The 16,354-nt window shown below is 70.0% G+C and carries 18 protein-coding genes; 9 read left to right on the top strand and 9 right to left on the bottom strand.

Annotated features, from left to right (window positions below; genetic code table 11):
• On the top strand, nt 1–648 hold the full coding sequence (locus ACH442_RS21965) for a HEAT repeat domain-containing protein (RefSeq protein WP_396339926.1): 648 nt from the start codon (nt 1–3) through the stop codon (nt 646–648).
• Nucleotides 642–1,634, top strand: a complete 993-nt coding sequence (locus ACH442_RS21960; RefSeq protein WP_396339925.1) for a HEAT repeat domain-containing protein — start codon at nt 642–644, stop codon at nt 1,632–1,634. Before ACH442_RS21965 ends, ACH442_RS21960 begins: the two co-directional genes overlap by 7 nt.
• Here ACH442_RS21960 and ACH442_RS21955 read toward each other — a convergent pair.
• Nucleotides 1,620–2,588, bottom strand: coding sequence for a helix-turn-helix transcriptional regulator (locus ACH442_RS21955; protein ID WP_396339924.1), 969 nt, complete (start codon nt 2,586–2,588; stop codon nt 1,620–1,622). The genes ACH442_RS21960 and ACH442_RS21955 overlap by 15 nt on opposite strands.
• An 84-nt stretch (nt 2,589–2,672) precedes the next feature.
• Between ACH442_RS21955 and ACH442_RS21950 the strand changes: the two genes are divergently transcribed.
• On the top strand, nt 2,673–3,056 hold the full coding sequence (locus ACH442_RS21950; protein ID WP_396339923.1) for a VOC family protein: 384 nt from the start codon (nt 2,673–2,675) through the stop codon (nt 3,054–3,056).
• Nucleotides 3,057–3,277: 221 nt separating this feature from the next.
• Nucleotides 3,278–4,156: a sigma-70 family RNA polymerase sigma factor gene (locus ACH442_RS21945; RefSeq protein WP_396339922.1), complete on the top strand. Its 879-nt coding sequence runs from the start codon at nt 3,278–3,280 to the stop codon at nt 4,154–4,156.
• A 129-nt stretch (nt 4,157–4,285) separates the two neighbouring features.
• On the opposite strand, the gene ACH442_RS21940 is transcribed toward ACH442_RS21945, so the two are convergent.
• Entirely contained in the window at nt 4,286–4,888 is a 603-nt protein-coding gene (locus tag ACH442_RS21940; RefSeq protein ID WP_396339921.1) for a dihydrofolate reductase family protein, read from the bottom strand.
• Nucleotides 4,889–4,902: 14 nt separating this feature from the next.
• Entirely contained in the window at nt 4,903–6,138 is a 1,236-nt protein-coding gene (locus ACH442_RS21935; protein WP_396339920.1) for a PLP-dependent aminotransferase family protein, read from the bottom strand.
• Between the two features lie 306 nt (nt 6,139–6,444).
• Between ACH442_RS21935 and ACH442_RS21930 the strand changes: the two genes are divergently transcribed.
• Both ACH442_RS21930 and ACH442_RS21925 read left to right on the top strand, forming a co-directional pair.
• Complete coding sequence (locus ACH442_RS21930) at nt 6,445–8,043, top strand: ABC-F family ATP-binding cassette domain-containing protein (protein WP_396339919.1); 1,599 nt, start codon at nt 6,445–6,447, stop codon at nt 8,041–8,043.
• Nucleotides 8,044–8,125: 82 nt separating this feature from the next.
• The gene (locus ACH442_RS21925) at nt 8,126–8,962 is read left to right on the top strand and encodes an undecaprenyl-diphosphate phosphatase (RefSeq protein WP_396339918.1); all 837 of its coding nucleotides are present in this window, start codon (nt 8,126–8,128) and stop codon (nt 8,960–8,962) included.
• 155 nt (nt 8,963–9,117) lie between these two features.
• On the opposite strand, the gene ACH442_RS21920 is transcribed toward ACH442_RS21925, so the two are convergent.
• The 3 genes from ACH442_RS21920 to ACH442_RS21910 all read right to left on the bottom strand — a co-directional run bounded on the left by ACH442_RS21920 (nt 9,118) and on the right by ACH442_RS21910 (nt 11,656).
• The gene (locus ACH442_RS21920; RefSeq protein ID WP_396339917.1) at nt 9,118–9,858 is read right to left on the bottom strand and encodes an SAM-dependent methyltransferase; all 741 of its coding nucleotides are present in this window, start codon (nt 9,856–9,858) and stop codon (nt 9,118–9,120) included.
• A 359-nt stretch (nt 9,859–10,217) separates the two neighbouring features.
• A complete protein-coding gene (locus tag ACH442_RS21915) occupies nt 10,218–10,955 on the bottom strand; it encodes a hypothetical protein (RefSeq protein ID WP_396339916.1) in 738 nt (245 codons plus the stop codon).
• Between the two features lie 95 nt (nt 10,956–11,050).
• Nucleotides 11,051–11,656 carry an exonuclease gene (locus ACH442_RS21910; RefSeq protein WP_396339915.1) on the bottom strand — a complete coding sequence of 202 codons (606 nt, stop codon included), beginning with the start codon at nt 11,654–11,656 and terminating at the stop codon, nt 11,051–11,053.
• Nucleotides 11,657–12,398: 742 nt separating this feature from the next.
• On the opposite strand from ACH442_RS21910, the gene ACH442_RS21905 reads away from it, so the two are divergent.
• The gene (locus tag ACH442_RS21905) at nt 12,399–13,367 is read left to right on the top strand and encodes a tyrosine-type recombinase/integrase (RefSeq protein ID WP_396339914.1); all 969 of its coding nucleotides are present in this window, start codon (nt 12,399–12,401) and stop codon (nt 13,365–13,367) included.
• 12 nt (nt 13,368–13,379) lie between these two features.
• On the opposite strand, the gene ACH442_RS21900 is transcribed toward ACH442_RS21905, so the two are convergent.
• On the bottom strand, nt 13,380–13,790 hold the full coding sequence (locus tag ACH442_RS21900; protein WP_396339913.1) for a VOC family protein: 411 nt from the start codon (nt 13,788–13,790) through the stop codon (nt 13,380–13,382).
• 138 nt (nt 13,791–13,928) lie between these two features.
• Here ACH442_RS21900 and ACH442_RS21895 point away from each other — a divergent pair, with 138 nt between their 5' ends.
• Together ACH442_RS21895 and ACH442_RS21890 are read left to right on the top strand one after the other, a co-directional pair.
• Nucleotides 13,929–14,660, top strand: a complete 732-nt coding sequence (locus ACH442_RS21895; RefSeq protein ID WP_396339912.1) for a dienelactone hydrolase family protein — start codon at nt 13,929–13,931, stop codon at nt 14,658–14,660.
• A gap of 88 nt (nt 14,661–14,748) precedes the next feature.
• A complete protein-coding gene (locus ACH442_RS21890; RefSeq protein WP_396339911.1) occupies nt 14,749–15,201 on the top strand; it encodes a GNAT family N-acetyltransferase in 453 nt (150 codons plus the stop codon).
• Here ACH442_RS21890 and ACH442_RS21885 read toward each other — a convergent pair.
• Both ACH442_RS21885 and ACH442_RS21880 read right to left on the bottom strand, forming a co-directional pair.
• Nucleotides 15,161–15,649 (bottom strand): diadenosine tetraphosphate hydrolase, encoded by a 489-nt coding sequence (locus tag ACH442_RS21885; protein ID WP_396339910.1) that lies wholly within the window; start codon nt 15,647–15,649, stop codon nt 15,161–15,163. The genes ACH442_RS21890 and ACH442_RS21885 overlap by 41 nt on opposite strands.
• Nucleotides 15,650–16,237 carry a class I SAM-dependent methyltransferase gene (locus ACH442_RS21880; RefSeq protein ID WP_396339909.1) on the bottom strand — a complete coding sequence of 196 codons (588 nt, stop codon included), beginning with the start codon at nt 16,235–16,237 and terminating at the stop codon, nt 15,650–15,652.
• Nucleotides 16,238–16,354 lie beyond the last annotated feature (117 nt).

The raw sequence follows: 16,354 nt of genomic DNA, 5'->3' as shown, positions 1-16,354 counted from the left end.
ATGGACGTGACAACGGCGTTGAACGCGGCGAACTCATCGGTGCGGTTGCAGGCGGCTCTCGCGGCGGGCACGAGCGCCGACCCGGCCCTGGCCGGCGCGCTGGTGGCCCGCTGCGCGGTCGAGCCGGACTTCTTCGTGCGCGACATGCTCACCTGGGCACTGACCCGGCTCCCCACCGAGGTGACCGTGCCCGGGCTGCTCCTGGAGTTGGGTTCGGCGCGCGCCCAGGCCCGCAGCCAGGCCCTGCACACCCTCTCCAAGATCGGGGACCGGTCGGTGTGGCCGGCGATCACCACGGCGCTGCTGCACGACGCCGACGACGAGGTGGCGCGGGCGTCATGGCGTACCGCCGCGGCTCTGGTCCCCGACCAGCAGCGCGCCGCGCTCGCCACCGAACTCGCCGCCGAGCTGGGCCGGGGCGACCGGAGTGTGCGACGCAGCCTGAGCCGGGCGATGATCGCGCTCGGCGACGTGACCGAAGCGGCCCTGCAGCCGGCTCTGCACAGCGACGATCCGGAGGTACGGGCTCACGCGCGCGCCACCGTGCATCTGCTGCACGACCCGGACGCCGGCTTCGACCTCGCCATCGACGAAGCCGTCCGCATCGTCGCCCTCGGCCCCCGGCCCACCCCGGAGAACGCGTGCTGATCGGGGAGGTGGCGCGGCGTTGCGGGGTGAGCACCAGGATGCTGCGCCACTACGACTCGCTGGGCCTGGTCCGGCCGACCGGGCGCACCGTCGGCGGCTACCGCACCTACGCCGACGACGACCTGCGCCGGATCTTCCACGTGGAGAGCCTGCGCTCGCTGGGCCTGTCCCTGCGCCAGGTCCGGCGTGCGCTGCAGGACCCGGAATTCGAACCGGCCACGCTGGTCGCCGACCTGATCCGGCGCACCGAGGACCGCCTGCGCCGGGAGCAGGAACTCCTCGACCGGCTCCGAGCGGTCGACGCGTCCACCCCGGCCGGCTGGCCGGGCGTTCTGCGCATCGTCGAACTGCTGCACGGTCTGAACTCGCCCAGCGCCGCCCGCCGGCAACAGACCGCGCTGACCCCGGCCGACACCGTCCCCGTCGACGTGCTGGCCGGCGCGGTCCTGACCGAACCGGACCCGAACGTCGCCGGCGCCCTGCGCTGGGCCCTGGCCCGCGCCGGCCACGCCGGGATCACCGAGATCGCCCCCGGTCTGGCCTCGGAGGATCCGCGGGTCCGCCGCAACGCCGTCCTGGCCCTGGCCGCGATCACCGGCGACGAGTCGACCGCGGCGCTCACCGGCATGCTCGGCGACGCGTCCCCGTCGGTGCGGGGCCCGGCCGCGCTCGCGCTGGGCCGGCGCGGCGTGCCCGCGGCCGTACCGGCCCTGGTCGCGATGATCGTCGCCGGGACCAACGACGTCGAAGCGGCCGAACTGCTCGGCGCTCTCGCCGGCGACCCCGGGCAGGCCGGTCCGATCCTGGACGCCCTGGTCGCCGAACTGGCCGGGGACACACCGGTCCGGATCCGGGTGGCGCAGGCCCTGGCCGAGCTGCCGCCCCCGGTCACCGCCGCGATCCTCGCGCGGCTGACCGGCGACGACGACCGGACGGTGGCCGCCATCGCCGCGTTCGCCGCCGGCCGGGGATCATCCCCGCGGTGATCGACGCCCGTGCCGCCCTGCTCCGCCGGTGGCGTACAGGGTGGCGAGTTCGGTGCCGATCCGGGCGAGTTCGGCGCGGACCTCGGCCGGTTCCAGGACCTCGACGGCGGCGCCCCAGCCGCTCAGGGTGCGGGCGAGGTCGCGTGGCTCGGGCGCGGCGACGCGGACCCGGGCCCGGCCGTCCGGCAACACCTCCAGCTGTTCGCAGTGCGGCCCGAAGTGGTCGCGCAGCACCCAGACGAACCGTTCCTCGATGAGCAGGACGGCCCGGGTGCGGGCGCGGGCCCGCTCGACCTGGCCGACCACGGACCGCCACGCCCCGTCCAGGTCGAAGCCGGCCGGTCGTTCGAAGACCCCGCCGGTCTCGGCGAGGGCACTGATCCGGTCGACCCGGAAGGTGCGGCGGCCACCGGCCGTGCCGGCGATGAGGTACCAGAGGCCGTCCTTGTCGACCAGGCCCCACGGGTCGGCCTCGCGCTGCTGGTCACGGTAGGTGAACCGGATCTGCCGGCGGCTGATGACCGCCTGCTGGAGCCGGTCGGCGATCTCCGGGCGCGGCCGTTCGTGTTCGCCCCACCCGGCCGGGTCGATCACGGTGGCCGAGGCGGCGGCCTGCGCCTCGGCCCGGAACGGGGCCGGCAGCGCGCGAACGAGTTTGCGCAGTGCCGCCCGGACTTCGGCGGAGACTCCGGCAGCCGGGCCGGCCAGCAGGAACAGCGCCCTGGCCTCGGCCGCGGACAGGCCGGTCAGGTCGGTGCGGGCGCCGCCGACCAGCGACCAGCCGCCGCGCCGCCCGGGCTGCGGATAGACCGGGACACCGGCGGTCGACAGTGCTTGCAGGTCGCGGCGGGCGGTGGCGACCGACACCTCCAGTTCGGCTGCGATCTCGGCCGCGGTGACCCGGCCCCGGGTCTGCATCAACAGAAGGGTGGCCACCAGGCGGTCGGCTCGCATGGGCCGAGGATGTCAGAAAAAGTGCTCAGAAGGTGAGCACTTTCTCGGCGAAGCTGGGTTCAGCCGATCGAGAGGACACCTCTGATGCTTCGCGGATTCAGCACTGTCTCGTTCTTCGCCGACGACCTGACGGCGGCCCGCGCCTGGTACACGGAGGTGTTCGGCGCCGAGCCCTATTTCGAGCGGGACGGTGCCTACCTGGAGTGGCGGGTGGGCGACTACCAGCACGAGTTCGGGGTGATCAACGCCCGGTTCGCGCCGCATCGGCCGGGTCTGGGGGCGGTGCTCTACTGGGCGGTCGACGACGTCGAGGCGGTCTATCGGCGGCTGCTCGATCTCGGGGCGGCCGAGCACGCCGCACCCACCGAACGCGGGCCGGGGTTCGTGACGGCGTCGGTCGTCGACCCGTTCGGCAACGTGCTCGGGGTCATGTACAACCAGCACTACCTCGACGTGCTGGCGGCGTAGCCCTTCCCCGCGGGGCTGCTGCCCGGAAGTGAGGCGCGGGACTGCTGCCCGGAAGTGAGGACCGAAGTCGAGGCGGGCGGCCTGTGGTTCTGCTATGAGGTCATCCGCCGGACTTGAGAAGAAATTCGCAGTGCAACCGAGCAGCAACCAAGAGTGGCCGTTCGCTGCACCCGTGGCCGCGAAAAGTTCCCCCTGCAACCGACACCACGGGGGGAATCGAAATGACCGCGACTGTTGTCACCACCGCCGCCAAGTCCGCGACCCGCACCGTCACCCGCGAGCAGGAGCAGCTGATCCGCGACAACATGGCGCTGGTGGGTCACATGGTCCGCGAGATGCTGTTCAAGGTGCCGCCGCACGTGCACCGTGACGACCTCGCCTCGGCCGGGTACGCCGCCCTGGTGACCGCCGCGCAGGCCTACGACCGGTCACGGGGCATCCCGTTCGGCCGGTTCGCCGCCGTCCGCGTCCGCGGCGCCCTGCTCGACGAGCTGCGCAGCATGGACTGGGCCAGCCGTTCGGTGCGCGCCCGGGCCCGCCGCGCCGACGTCGCCCGCGAGGAGCTGACCCGCCAGCTGGGCCGCACCCCGACCGCCGACGAGCTCGCCGAGCTGCTCGGTGTCGCCGTCGGTGAGCTGTCCAGCGTCGACGACGACGTGCAGCGCGCCGCGGTGCTGTCGCTGCAGGGTTTCACCGCCGGCGCCGCCGAGGACATGGTCACCGAGGCGTCGATGAACCCGGAGGAGCTGCTGCTGCACCGTGAGCGCCTCGGGTACCTGCACGACGCGGTCGCCGTCCTGCCGGAGCGGCTGCGGTTCGTCGTGGAGGCCTCCTTCCTGCAGGAACGTCCGCTTTTCGAGGTCGCCGCGGAGCTCGGTGTCACCGAGTCGCGTGTCTCGCAGCTGCGCACCGAGGCCCTGGCGCTGCTGCGCGACGGCCTGATCACGCACATGGACCAGGTGGCCGCCCCGGTCGCCAAGGACGGCTGCGTGACCCGGCGCCGGGCCGCTTACACCGCGCAGATCGCCGCCCGCAGCACCATGGCGTCGCGGCTGAGCATCACCGACGCCCGGGGCGAGCGTCTCGCCGTCGCCGCCTGATGCGCGCCTGCCCGGCGGGGCCACCATCGTGGCCCCGCCGACCGGCCGGCACCCCCTGAACCGCAGGGGGAGGCCGACCGGCCGGCACCCCCTGAACCGCAGGGGGAGCACCGCAGGCCGGGGGACAGGTCACACCTGACCATTCGTCTCCTCGTAACCCTGCGCGGCCGGCGCCGCCCCGGGCGCGTAGATCACCCGGAGCACGCCCGTCGGGAACGCCTCGGTCGACACCACCCGCAGGTGGTAGGCCCGGTCACCGTCGTCGAACAGGCGCCGCCCCTTGCGCGCCGCGACCGGATGCACCAGCAGGCGCAGCTCGTCGACCAGCCCGGCCGCCAGCAACTGCTGCACGACCGCGATCGACCCCGGGATCAGCACACCCTTGACACCCGGGTCGGCCTTCAGCGCGGTCACGGACTCGACCAGGTCACCGGCGAGCAGCTCCGAGTTGCGCCACGTGAACTGCAGCGGCTGCCGCGACACGACGATCTTGCGCATGTCGCCGAGCTGCTTGGCGAACGGCGCGTCCTCCTCACCGCCGGCCTCCCGATCCGGCCACGCGCCGGCGAAACTGTCGTAGGTCTCCCGGCCGATCAGCAGCACGTCGGCCGTCTCGTAGTCCTCGGTGACGGCGCGGCCCATGTTCTCGTCGAAATACGGGAAGTGCCACTCGGGATCGATCTCGGCGACCCCGTCGGCCGAGATGAACAGGGTGGAGACGAGCTTGGCCATCGCGATGGTTCCCTTCAGATCAGGTGCTGTCGAGGGTGTGACGCCGCAAGCCTGCCAAACTCGACGGTCGCCCGCCGCCCTTCCCGAGTACGGTTTCCCGCCGCGAGTACTGCCGCCCCGAGCCGCCGCATCCCCTCGGTGATCTGCTCCGGGGTGCTCGTGCTGAACGACAGCCGCAGCGTCGCCCGATCCGGGCGCCCGGCGAAGAACGGCGCCCCCGGCACGAACGCCACGTCGTGCCGCAACGCCTCCGCCAGCAGCTCCGCGGTGTCGACGTCGCCCGGCAGGCGCACCCACACGAACATCCCGCCGTCCGGATCCGTCCAGCTCGACCCGGCCGGCAGCACCCGCGGCAGCAGCTGCAGCATCGTGTCGCGCCGCTCCCGGTACGCCACCCGCAGCCCGGCCACGTGCCCGTCCAGGTCGGCCACCGACAGGTACTGCGCGGCGGCCGCCTGGTCGATCGTGGAGGTGTGCAGGTCCGCCGCCTGCTTCGCGATCACCAGCGCCGCCCGCAGCGCCGCCGGCGTGCGCATCCAGCCGAGCCGCAACCCCGGCGCCCCGATCTTCGACAGGCTGCCGAGATGAACCACCCGATCGGCGTACGCCGCCACGGGCGCGAGCACGTCGCCCCGGTACCGCAACTCCCCGTACGGATCGTCCTCCACCGTCCACACCCCGTACTGCTCGGCCAGCCCGGCCACCCGGGCCCGCCGCGCCGCCGGCAGTGTCCGCCCGGTCGGGTTCGCGAACGTCGGCACCAGATAGACCAGGTCGGGACGCTCCCGCCGGAAGACCTGCTCGAGCGCGTCCGGATCGACGCCCTGCTCGTCGGAGGCGACCGTGACGATCCGCGCCCCGGCCATCGCGAAGCACTGCAGCGCGGCCAGATACGTCGGCTCCTCGACCACCACGGTCGCACCCGGTTCCAGCAGCGCCGCCGCGACCAGCGTCAGAGCCTGCTGCGACCCGGTCGTCACCAGCACGTCCCCGGCCTGCGACGGCAGCCCCCGCGCGGTCATCCGCGCCGCCACCTGCCCGCGCAGCCGCGGGTCACCCTCGGTCGGCGCGTACTGCAGATGCCGGCGCGCCTGCGGACCGGACAGCACCGTGTCGAACGCGGCCCGCCAGCCGTCGACGTCGAACAACTCCGGCGCCGGCAGCCCACCGGCGAACGAGATCACCTCCGGCCGGTCGATCAGAGCGAGAAGGTCACGCACGGGGGAGGAGGCGACAGAGGCCAGACGCATGGCGAGGTCCTTTTTCCGAGGAGGAGACGAGCGGGCCCACGGATCACGGACGGTCGTGCCATCGACGTGCGCGGCGAAACGAGCGGCCTGGTCAAGACCGCCCACCGAGCCTAACGCCCATTAAGGCCACGATTGGTTCCCGGATTGGTTTGCCCAGCAGGCCACTGGATTCCGGTTGCAGCCGTGCCGGGCGGCAGGCAGAGTGGTCGGCGGAACCGGCAGCGAAGGAGCACGAACGCCTCATGTGAGAGCAACCAACACCCGTACCCACCAATCGGTGTTGATTCCTGCTCGTGGAGGTCCCGCATGCCCGCCCATCTCAAAGCCACCGGCCTGTCCCGCACTCACGACGGCGACCTGCTCTTCTCCGGGTTCGACCTGGTCCTGCAGGACGGTGACCGCATCGGCGTCGTCGGCCCCAACGGCGCCGGGAAAACCACCCTGCTTCGAGTCCTCGCCGGTGACCTGCCACCCACCCACGGCACCGTCAGCCTCACCCCCGGCACCTCCATCGCCTACGTGTCGCAGCAGGTGAGCAACCCGCACGGCACCGTCGCCGCGTTCCTGACCGCCGGTCTCGGCGAACTCGCCACCGTCACCGCGACCATGCGCGCGCTCGAGACCCGGATGGCCGCCGGCGACGACGTCCTCGACGACTACGCCCAGGCCCAGGAGCGCTGGACCGCCCTCGAAGGCTGGACCGCCGAGACCCGCCTCACCGAGATCCGCCAGCGCCTCGACATCGACCACCTCGACGACGACCTGCCGCTGACCGCGGTCTCCGGCGGCGAACAGGCCCGGCTCATGCTCGCCCGCGCCCTGCTGACCAGCCCCGGCCTGCTGCTGCTGGACGAACCCACCAACCACCTCGACGCCGAGGGCGCCGCCTGGCTGCTCGACTGGCTGCGCGGATTCCCCGGCGGCGTGCTCACCGTCAGCCACGACCGCGCGTTCCTCGACGCCACCGTCACCCGCATCGTCGAACTCGACGGCATCGACGAACAACCCCAGGACTACCCCGGCGGCGGCTACACCGCCTACCGCGAGGAGAAACAGCGCCGCTGGCAGCGCCTGCTGCTCGACTTCGAAGCCCAGGAGAAGGACCGGCTGCGCTGGGAAGCCGACATCGAACGCACCAAGGGCTTCGCCCAGGGCGTGGAGAACGCCGACCGATCCAGTGCCACCGCACCCCACCTGCGCCGCGTCGCCCGCCTCGTCGCCCGCAAAGCCAAAGTACGGGAACGCCGGCTACGCCGGCAGATGGCGTCGGTACGGTGGATCGCCGAACCCCGCCGACGCCCCGCCCTGACCCTCGCGTTCCCCGACGACGACGGCGACCCCGGCGAGATCGTCCTCAAGATCCGCGACCTGCACGTCTCCTACGGCGAGCGGACCCTGCTGGACCACGTGGACCTCGACGTCACCCGCGGCGACCGCATCCTCGTCACCGGCCGCAACGGCTCCGGCAAGACCACCCTGCTGCGCGCCGTCGCCCAGGCGCACCCCGAGGTCGCCGTGCTCCCGCAAACCACGGACCACCTGCGCACCGACACCACCGTCATGGATTATTTCCGATCCCAGATCCCGGTGTACGTCGACGACGCCGAGAAACTGCTCGCCGGCCACCAGTTCGAGCCGGAACAGTGGACCGCCCGCCTGCGCGACCTGTCCGCCGGTGAGCTGCGCCGACTGCTCCTGGCGGTGCTGGTCAACAGCCCGTCCCGCATCCTGCTGCTCGACGAACCGACCAACTTCCTCGACTTCGACGCCCTCGACGTCATCGAGGAAGCCCTGCGCCGCTACCGCGGAACCCTGCTGATCGTCTCCCACGACCGGTACTTCGCCGACGCCGTCGGCCACACCCGCCACTGGCACGTCACCGACGGCACCGTGATCGAAAACTGAGACCGCCGTCGCCCGGCAAGACCCACACCCCTATGCTCTGAACCCGGCCACACACAAGCGACAAACAGGGCGGGATCAGGGCTTGAACATCTTCGAAGCAATCTTGATGGGCGCAGTGGAGGGCGTCACCGAGTTCCTCCCGGTGTCGAGCACCGGTCACCTGACCATCCTGGAGAAGCTCTTCAACCACCAACTCGACGACCCGGACATCACCGCCTTCACCGTGATCATCCAATCCGGCGCCGTCCTGGCAACCATCCTCTTCCTCAGAAAAGACATCCTCCGGATCGTCCCCGCCTTCTTCCGCGGCCTCGGCAGCAAAGAAGCCCGCGAACACCCCGACTTCCGATTCGCGATCGCCGTCATCCTCGGCTCGATCCCGATCGTCATCGCCGGCCTCACCTTCAAAGACGTCATCGAAACCACCCTGCGCAGCCTCTGGTTCGTCGCCATCGCCCTGATCGCCTGGTCCGGCGTCATGGCCTTCGCCGACCACGCCGCCACCCAGGTCCGCCACGAAGACGACGTCACCTGGAAAGACGCCCTCGTCATCGGCGTCGTCCAGTGCCTGGCCGTCATCCCCGGCATCAGCCGCTCCGGCTCCACCATGAGCGCCGGCCTGCTGCGCGACCTCGACCGGGTCACCGTCACCAAACTCTCGTTCTTCCTGTCGATCCCCGCCCTCACCGGCGCCTCGATCCTGCAGGGCTACGAGGAGTTCGACAACATCTCCCAAGGCGTCGGCTGGACCAACACCCTCGTCGCCACCGCCGTCAGCTTCGTCGTCGCCTACTTCGCCGTCACCTGGCTGCTCAAGTTCGTCGCCAAGCACTCCTACAGCATCTTCATCTTCTACCGCCTCGCCCTCGGCTCCCTGCTGGTCCTGCTCCTCGCCACCGGCACCATCAGCGCCCAGTAAGCCCACCCCCGACAGCGAAGCGCCCGCCCCTTCCGAGGCGGGCGCTTCACTGCCGGCAGGCGACCCCAAGCGCCGCGAATCGGAAACCACGACCCCGGCCCGGCCGCCGAACAAAAAGGTCACCCCCGCAGCGCGGCGTTCGGCCCCGCCCCGGCCTACCCGCGCCGGCGCAGGGCAAAGACGCCCCAGCCGAGGTACTCGCGCCGATAGCGCACATGCCGCACCGGATCGGTATCAAGCTCGGCGCGTAACTGCGGGGCCAGATCGTCGTCCGGGTTGGCGTCCAACCAGGTCCGGATGTTCAGCCAATGCGCGGCCGCGTACCGATCCCAGCAATCCTGACTGGCCAGAACCATCTCGACCAGATCCCAGCCGAGATCGTCACCGAAATGCGCGACCAGCTCCGGCAGCGACCGGAAATCGTCACGGGTCTGCGCGTGGCACGCCTGAACGGTCTGCCGGTCGGGCGGGTCCAGCCGCCAGTACGGCTCGCCGATCAGCAGCATGCCGCCGGGACACAAACTGCGCTCCATGATCTCGATGGTGCCCGCGACACCACCACCGATCCAGGAGGCGCCGATGCAGGCGACCACGTCAGCCGGTTCCGGCGCGACGAAACCGGCCGCGTCACCGTGGACGAACTCCACCGGGAGCCCGGCAGCGTGCTCGCGCGCCTCGGCTATGAACGCGGTGCTGATGTCCACGCCGATGCCCCGGATCCCGTGGGCCAGGTGCCAACTGCGCAGCAGTTCACCCTTGCCGCAGCACAGGTCGACGAGGCGATCACCGGCCCGCAGCTTGACAGCTCGGCCGAGGACGGCCAGCTTCCCGGGCGAGAACGGGTTGAGAATGCGAAGGTCACCCTCGCGGATGACGTGGTGACGGGGAAGGTCCATGCCGAAGAGTCCTGTCTGAGGTCGTAGCGCAGGCGAAGGTCGTCAAGGAATCGCTACGCAGCGGCATCAAATGCACCCACTCTCCAGACAGGTCTCGCGCCACGCTAGATCCCGATCGGAAGACCCGGCAACCGAGATATCAAGCTCGCATGCCAAATCCACCGCGGTGATCCCGCCGCCGACCGTCCCGCACCCCGGGCCCCCTGCACCGAGACCCAGCGCCGGCACCACGGCAGAAACGCGAACCACACGGCGCGCTCTCGACATAACGAGCGCCGTGAAACCACGCCGACGCAAAAACTCCAGCACCAACTGCAGGACGCCGCCGCACCCCACGACGCCCCGCACTGACCCACCGATCACGACGCCGGCGAACCCGCCTCACCCAGCTCCGCCAGCCGCGCCTCGATCTCCGCCAACTCCGCCCGCAACCGCTGCGCCTGCTGCTCCGCCTCAGCCCGCTCACCGGCCAGAATCTGCTCGACCGCCTCCTGAACCCCCGGCACGTCGATCAACTGCACCATCTTCAACGCCTCCGCCGGACGAATCACATACGGCTTCGCCAGCGCCTTCGCACCCTGATTGGCACCCACCGTCCACTCACCCTCGGCATAGGCGAGCGTCACCGTCAACGACGGACCCGGCTTCGGCTTCGCCGGACGCGCCACCTTCCGCGGAGCCGGCGCCGTCACTTCCTGCTGACCTTCTTTGTCCACATCGTCCTCACTCTTACGCTGCACCGGCGACGGCTTCGGCTTCGCGATCGGCTTGTCGATCAAAAACTCCGGACCCGACAACACCGGCTCCGGAGCCTGCTCCACCGGCGGCGGTGCCACCTTCTTCACCGGCACGCCCTTCGGCGCAATCCGTAGATCAACGGGGGAGAAGGGCAGCTCGTCACGCCCGAACTTCACCACCACCCACTCCTCGGACACCGCGGGATCCTCCAACCCCACCACCTGCCCGATCTGCCCCGCGATCTGCCCTGCCGACTCGGTGAACTGCACCTTCGGCTTCCGCCCGGCCGCCAGCGCGTCCCGGATCCCGTCCAACTCCTCCGTGGTCAACCCACGGGCATCCACGCCCGCCGAGGCCATCGTCCCCACCTTCGTACGCCTGTATGAGAGGGCTCTCTTTCTACCAGCACCCACCGACAACAATCGTGCGCCCCGCCGCACACCCAAGATCAAGATCAGGCGTCGGACGACAGGGGAGCAGCCACCCCGAACAACACCCCCAGCAGACGCGCATACCCCCGCGCGTCGTCGATCGCCCGATGCGTGTGCTCGACATCCCCGAACCAGGCCGCCGGCAACGACTGCGGCGTCACCTCCGCCACCGGCCGGCCCGTCAACGCCGCCGCATAACTGCGCAGACACAACCCCGGACGACCTTCGAACAGAACATCATTCTCGTACGGACCCTGAACCAGCCCGTACCGCGTGAAGCGCCGCAGATAGAAGTCGATCCACCCACCGTCGAACGCGATCGGGAACGCCGTGAACATCAATCGCCCCGGCAACGCCCGCAACCACGCCACGTAATCGTCCATCACCTGCGGCACCGGGCACGGATCCGTCGTCGCCGCGGCCCACGCCCGCGGATGCCGCTGGAAGAACGCGTACGTGTCCGGGTTCGGAGCGGCGCCCGGCAGCGGCTCCAGCACCGCCTCGAACACGCCCAGCTCCGCGCCGGTGGCGGTGACGGCGACCGAGGCGAACGAGCGCATCGAGTTCGCGCCGGGCCACGGGCCGTCGGTCTCGACGTCGGTCACGACGTAGATCCAGTCGTCTCGCATCGCACTTCCTCCCCGCATCGATCAAGATCAGCGATATGGTGCCACGAGCACGGGCAGGGGAGGCGTCAACCGCGAGTTGACTGTGTCGGTGTCAGCGCGCGGGACCGAGCGGGGTGTCGTGGTCACCGGACAAGTGGCCGGGGTCGACGGCGCTCGCGACGCCTGCGACGCCCCGTTGCGGTTGCCGATAACTCGCAGATCGACGGGTCGTCGGTAACTTCGCTGATCTGCGCCCGTGATGGGTGGCCGTCATCAAGCCCGTCCACGGCCTGAAATATCAGGTCGATAATGTACATTATGTCAACTAGCAAGCGGAGAGGGGTCTCTGACGTGCGTGTCGGACTCCCCCTGATCGACTCGCTGCACGAACGAACCCGTACGACTTCTCCGGGCCCCGGTCGGCCTGCCGACTGGGCGACCAGCGACACCGATCGGCGCGAGCGACGCGGCGACATCATCAGCGGGCGGCAATCACGAGCACAGGCGTTCGAATCCGTTCGAGGACACGACGGGGCCGGTCGGCCGGTCGAGCCGGCGCCCCTTCCCCGATCCGGGCGGGAGGCCTTCCCTGGCAGGAACCGCTGGGCGGGCCGCCGCGGGCGCGCTTGGACGCGTGTTCGGGGCGCCGGCTCGTTCGTACCCGCCAATCGGCTTTTCGGGGTGAAAGGTGTTCGGGATGGCGGGGATACGTGCTAGGGTCCATCAAGGTACGAATGCGGATATATCATGCATAATATATCTTATGCAGCATGAATCAGCCGTTGAGCCGCTCTCCCCTCTCGCCGAGCTGGTTGACGAGTTCCTGGCCGCGCGGGCGACACGCAAACCCTCGGCGCACACCCTGGCGGCGTACCAGCGCGATCTGTCCTTGGTGTTGCGGCAGGCCGCGCCCGCGCCACTCACCCCGGCCGACCTCTCCCCTCGCGTGCTGCGGGCCGCGTTCGCCCGGTTCGCCGCGGAGCGCGCCCCCGCTTCGGTGGCCCGGGCGTGGTCGTCGTGGAATGCGTTCTTCACGTTCCTGGTGACCGAGGGGGTGGTGGCCGGCAATCCGATGTCGGCGGTCGACAAGCCGCGGATGGTGGCGCACTCCCCCAAGCCGTTGCGGGGTGAGGACACGCCGGAGGAGTTGTTGCGGGTCGTGTCGCGGGCCGACGAGCGGCAGCGTGATCCGTGGCCGGAGCGGGATGTGCTGGTGCTGGCGTTGGCGTTGTGTGCCGGGCTGCGGTTGTCGGAGCTGTTGGGGCTGCGGGTCGGGTCGGTGTCGGGCCGTGACGGTGAGCGGCGCGTCGAGGTGGCCGGTAAGGGTGGGCGGCCGCGGACGGTGCCGATCGACGGTGGGCTGGACGCGGCGGTGGGGCGGTATGTGGAGAGTCGGCGGGTGCGGTTCGGCCGGGTGTCGAAGGCGGATCCGATGCTGGTGGATCGGCATGGTGCGCCGTTGCAGCGGGGTGGGTTGCAGTATCTGGTGCGGTCGTGTTTCCGTCGTGCCGGGATCGGTGATCGGGTGCCGCGGGGTGCGCAGTTGCATGCGTTGCGGCACACGTTCGCGACGCGGCTGGCGGAGGACGGGGCGAACGCGTCGGAGATCATGCGTTTGCTGGGGCATGCGTCGCTGGCGACGTCGCAGAACTACATCGAGGTGACGGCGGAGCAGCAGCGTGCGGCGATCCAGTCGAATCGCACGAATCGGGTGTTGCGCGAGTTGGGGTGACGGCCGCGTCTGCTAGTGGTTCCAGGGCCAGACCGGGGCCTGGCCGGTCCAGGTGACGCCCTTGTTGCGGCAGAGGCAGAACGGGTGACCGACGGGGTCGGTGTAGACGCGCCAGCCGTAGCCTTCGGGGCCGATGAAGTCCTGTTGCAGGGTTGCGCCGAGCGTGAGAACGCGGTTCTGCTCGGCTTCGATGTCGTCGACTTCGAAGTCGAGGTGGAATTGTTTGGGGTGTTCGCTGCCGGGCCACTGCGGTGCGCGATAGTCCGTCACCCGGATGAAGGCCAGCTCGATCTCGCCGAATCGGATGCCGGCCCAGTCCTCGTCGCTACCTTCTTTGACCGGGCGGCCCGTCACCTGGGCGTAGAAGGCCGCCAGGGCCATCGTGTCCGGGCAGTCGATGATGAAATCGGTGAGGCGCAGCATCCGGCGATCGTGCCACAAGATCGATGGCGAGTCTGCGGTGCCGGGCGGACGCTGTCGTCGTCGGGCCGGGGCGACGCAGGTCAGTTCCCGGGCGTTGTCCGGTGAGGTGTCTAGGGCGTACGCGTTAGGTTGATCTTCATGAAGTTGCGTGAGGACGAGGTGCGGGTTGCGTCGGCGGCCGGGGAGATCCGGGCGGTCGTGCTGGCGCCGGCCGGTGGCGGGACGTTTCTCGGGGTGTTGTTGTACACCGACATCTTTCAGCTGACGGAGTCGACGCTGCGGTCGGCGCGCAGGTTGGCGTCGGAGGGTTTCGTGGTGTGTGTTCCGGAGATCTATCCGCACGGTGAGCTGCAGGGGGTGGCTCTGGAGTTCGACGATGCGGGTAAGGCGCGGGGTCTGGCCGGTGCGGCGGCGACGTCGGCGGCGCAGTTCGACGCGGATCGGGTTGCGGTGCTGGATCATCTGGAGCGTCGTGAGGATGTGTCGTCGCTGGTGGTGACCGGTTTTTGTATCGGTGGTCATCTGGCGTTCCGGGCGGCGTTGGATGCGCGGGTGTCGGCGACGGTGTGTTTTTATCCGACGGGTTTGCATAATGGTCAGCTGGGTGCTGATGTGGCGGATTCGTTGTCGCGGGCCGGGGAGATCAGGGGCCGGTTGATGGTGGTGTTCGGGTCGCAGGATCCGCATGTGCCGCCGGCGGCGCGGGTGGAGACGATTTCTTCGTTGTACGCGGCGGGTCTGACGGATGTGGAGTTGCACGTCTATCAGGGTGGTGAGCACGCGTTCATGCGGGATGTCGGGGTGCGCCACGATCCGGTGTTGACGGATCTGGCGTTGGCCGAGGCGGTTTCGTTCTTCCGCGGGCGCTGATCGGGGTGTTTCCGCGGGCCGTGGTGGAGACCGATCGGTTGGTTCTGCGGCCGTTCGAGTCCGGTGATGCGCCGGGTGTGCATGCGGTGTGGAACGAGCGGGAGTTTTTGCGGTTCGCTCCGGTCGGTTTCCGTTATGCGGGGGCCGGGTTGGAGCGGGCCGTGGATTGGTGTTGCGGGGTGAGCTTTTCGCCGGGGTGGATCGGGTCAGTGGCCGGTTGGCGTGTCATGCGACGTTGTTCGGTGCGGACTGGTCGGCGATGACGGCGGAGATTCATTATTGGTCGGCGGTGTGGGCGCGCGGTCGGGGTTTTGCGGTGGAGGCGGCGCGGGCGGTGGCGCGGTGGGCGTTGGTGGAGCACGGTTTTGCGCGGATCACGTTGCAGTCGGATGTGCGGAATGTCGCGTCGCGGCGGGTGGCGGAGTCGGCCGGTTTCGTGTTCGAGGGTGTGTTGCGTCATGCGTCGTGGACGCGGTCGGGCCGGTCGGATCTGGCGGTGTTCAGTCTGATTCCGGCTGATCTGGATCGGTCGGCCGGGTGAGTTCGGTGGTGAGGGCGGCGCGCAGCGTGTCGTGCTGGGGGCCGAGTTGGTGTGCTGGTGCGTCGCGCAGTTCGCGGGGGTAGTGGGAGACGGGTCCGATGCTTCTGTCGGCGGGTTCCCAGGTGTATCGGGCGTGGACGTGGGCGTGTAGGTATTCGTCGAGGTTGCCGAGGATCTGGTAGTTGATGCGCCGGAAGGCGGGGTCGAGGCGGGCGCAGACGGTGGCGACGGCCTGGCCGAGCAGGTCCATGTCGGCGAGGAAGGCGAGCCGGCGGGTGCGGGGCAGGTCGGTGAGGCTGCCGATGGTGGGGTCGTCGGTGAGCAGGACGCAGTATCCGGGGAGGAACTGGCTGTCGCCGAGGGCCACGAAGCCGGTGTGCAGGCGGGCGATGACGGTGGGGTTGGTGCCGCGCCGGGCTGATCCGATGCGGTCGTCGCGCCAGGTCATCTAGGTGTAGGCGCGGGCGGCGCGCAGTAGGAGGGCGGGCAGGCGCACCTGCTGGTCGTCGACGTCGGCGATCGCTTCCACGTCTTTGATCTTGAGGTCGGTCCAGACCGGTTCGGGGAAGCATGTCTGCAGGTATTCGCGGGTGATGGTCCACCCCTCCCCCGCTGCGGCGGAGATCGCCAGGACGTAGAGCATGGTGCCGGCCTCGGTCAGGGCGGGCAGCTGGGCGAGGTAGGCGTCGACGTTGCCGCCGTCGCGGTGCAGGTTGTGCAGCAGGCCGCTGTCGAAGATCGTGTCGAACGGTGCGTGCGGCAGGTTCAGCGCGGTCGCGTCCTGCACCTCGAACGTGGCGGTGAGCCCGGCCGCTTTGGCGCGGGCTTTCTCGATGGCCAGGGGTGCGATGTCGATGCCGGTGACGTGGTAGCCGCGGCGGGCGAGGGTGCAGGCGAGGTCGCCGGTGCCGCAGCCGAGGTCGAGGACTTTGGGGCCGCGCACGCCGTGTTCGAGCAGGGCGGTGAGGGCGGGTTGGGGCCGGCCGATCTCCCAGGGGGTGTTCCCGGTGCGGTAGCGCTCGTCGTAATCGGTCATGCTCTCCCCCGTCGCTGGTCGCCTGGACCCTACCGTTTGAGGCTCGGTTCCGCTTTCCCCGGGTTTGCCGGTCACGACCTTAAACCCGATTTGCGCGTACGCCCATGAGCCCGCCCC

Source organism: Actinoplanes sp. NPDC020271 (assembly GCF_044388125.1).
GTDB lineage: Bacteria > Actinomycetota > Actinomycetes > Mycobacteriales > Micromonosporaceae > Actinoplanes.
Note: the sequence above shows the minus strand (reverse complement) of the source record. Positions and strands in the feature narration are given on the sequence as shown.

What these genes read in the sequence shown, in the direction of transcription:
- ACH442_RS21905 (WP_396339914.1), top strand. Translation starts at nt 12,399, where the DNA reads ATGCAGCATGAATCAGCCGTTGAGCCGCTCTCCCCTCTCGCCGAGCTG.
- ACH442_RS21895 (WP_396339912.1), top strand. Translation starts at nt 13,929, where the DNA reads ATGAAGTTGCGTGAGGACGAGGTGCGGGTTGCGTCGGCGGCCGGGGAG.
- ACH442_RS21930 (WP_396339919.1), top strand. Translation starts at nt 6,445, where the DNA reads ATGCCCGCCCATCTCAAAGCCACCGGCCTGTCCCGCACTCACGACGGC.
- ACH442_RS21935 (WP_396339920.1), bottom strand. Translation starts at nt 6,138, where the DNA reads ATGCGTCTGGCCTCTGTCGCCTCCTCCCCCGTGCGTGACCTTCTCGCT.
- ACH442_RS21880 (WP_396339909.1), bottom strand. Translation starts at nt 16,237, where the DNA reads ATGACCGATTACGACGAGCGCTACCGCACCGGGAACACCCCCTGGGAG.
- ACH442_RS21950 (WP_396339923.1), top strand. Translation starts at nt 2,673, where the DNA reads ATGCTTCGCGGATTCAGCACTGTCTCGTTCTTCGCCGACGACCTGACG.
- ACH442_RS21940 (WP_396339921.1), bottom strand. Translation starts at nt 4,888, where the DNA reads ATGGCCAAGCTCGTCTCCACCCTGTTCATCTCGGCCGACGGGGTCGCC.
- ACH442_RS21900 (WP_396339913.1), bottom strand. Translation starts at nt 13,790, where the DNA reads ATGCTGCGCCTCACCGATTTCATCATCGACTGCCCGGACACGATGGCC.
- ACH442_RS21965 (WP_396339926.1), top strand. Translation starts at nt 1, where the DNA reads ATGGACGTGACAACGGCGTTGAACGCGGCGAACTCATCGGTGCGGTTG.
- ACH442_RS21920 (WP_396339917.1), bottom strand. Translation starts at nt 9,858, where the DNA reads ATGGACCTTCCCCGTCACCACGTCATCCGCGAGGGTGACCTTCGCATT.
- ACH442_RS21885 (WP_396339910.1), bottom strand. Translation starts at nt 15,649, where the DNA reads ATGACCTGGCGCGACGACCGCATCGGATCAGCCCGGCGCGGCACCAAC.
- ACH442_RS21910 (WP_396339915.1), bottom strand. Translation starts at nt 11,656, where the DNA reads ATGCGAGACGACTGGATCTACGTCGTGACCGACGTCGAGACCGACGGC.
- ACH442_RS21955 (WP_396339924.1), bottom strand. Translation starts at nt 2,588, where the DNA reads ATGCGAGCCGACCGCCTGGTGGCCACCCTTCTGTTGATGCAGACCCGG.
- ACH442_RS21945 (WP_396339922.1), top strand. Translation starts at nt 3,278, where the DNA reads ATGACCGCGACTGTTGTCACCACCGCCGCCAAGTCCGCGACCCGCACC.
- ACH442_RS21915 (WP_396339916.1), bottom strand. Translation starts at nt 10,955, where the DNA reads ATGGCCTCGGCGGGCGTGGATGCCCGTGGGTTGACCACGGAGGAGTTG.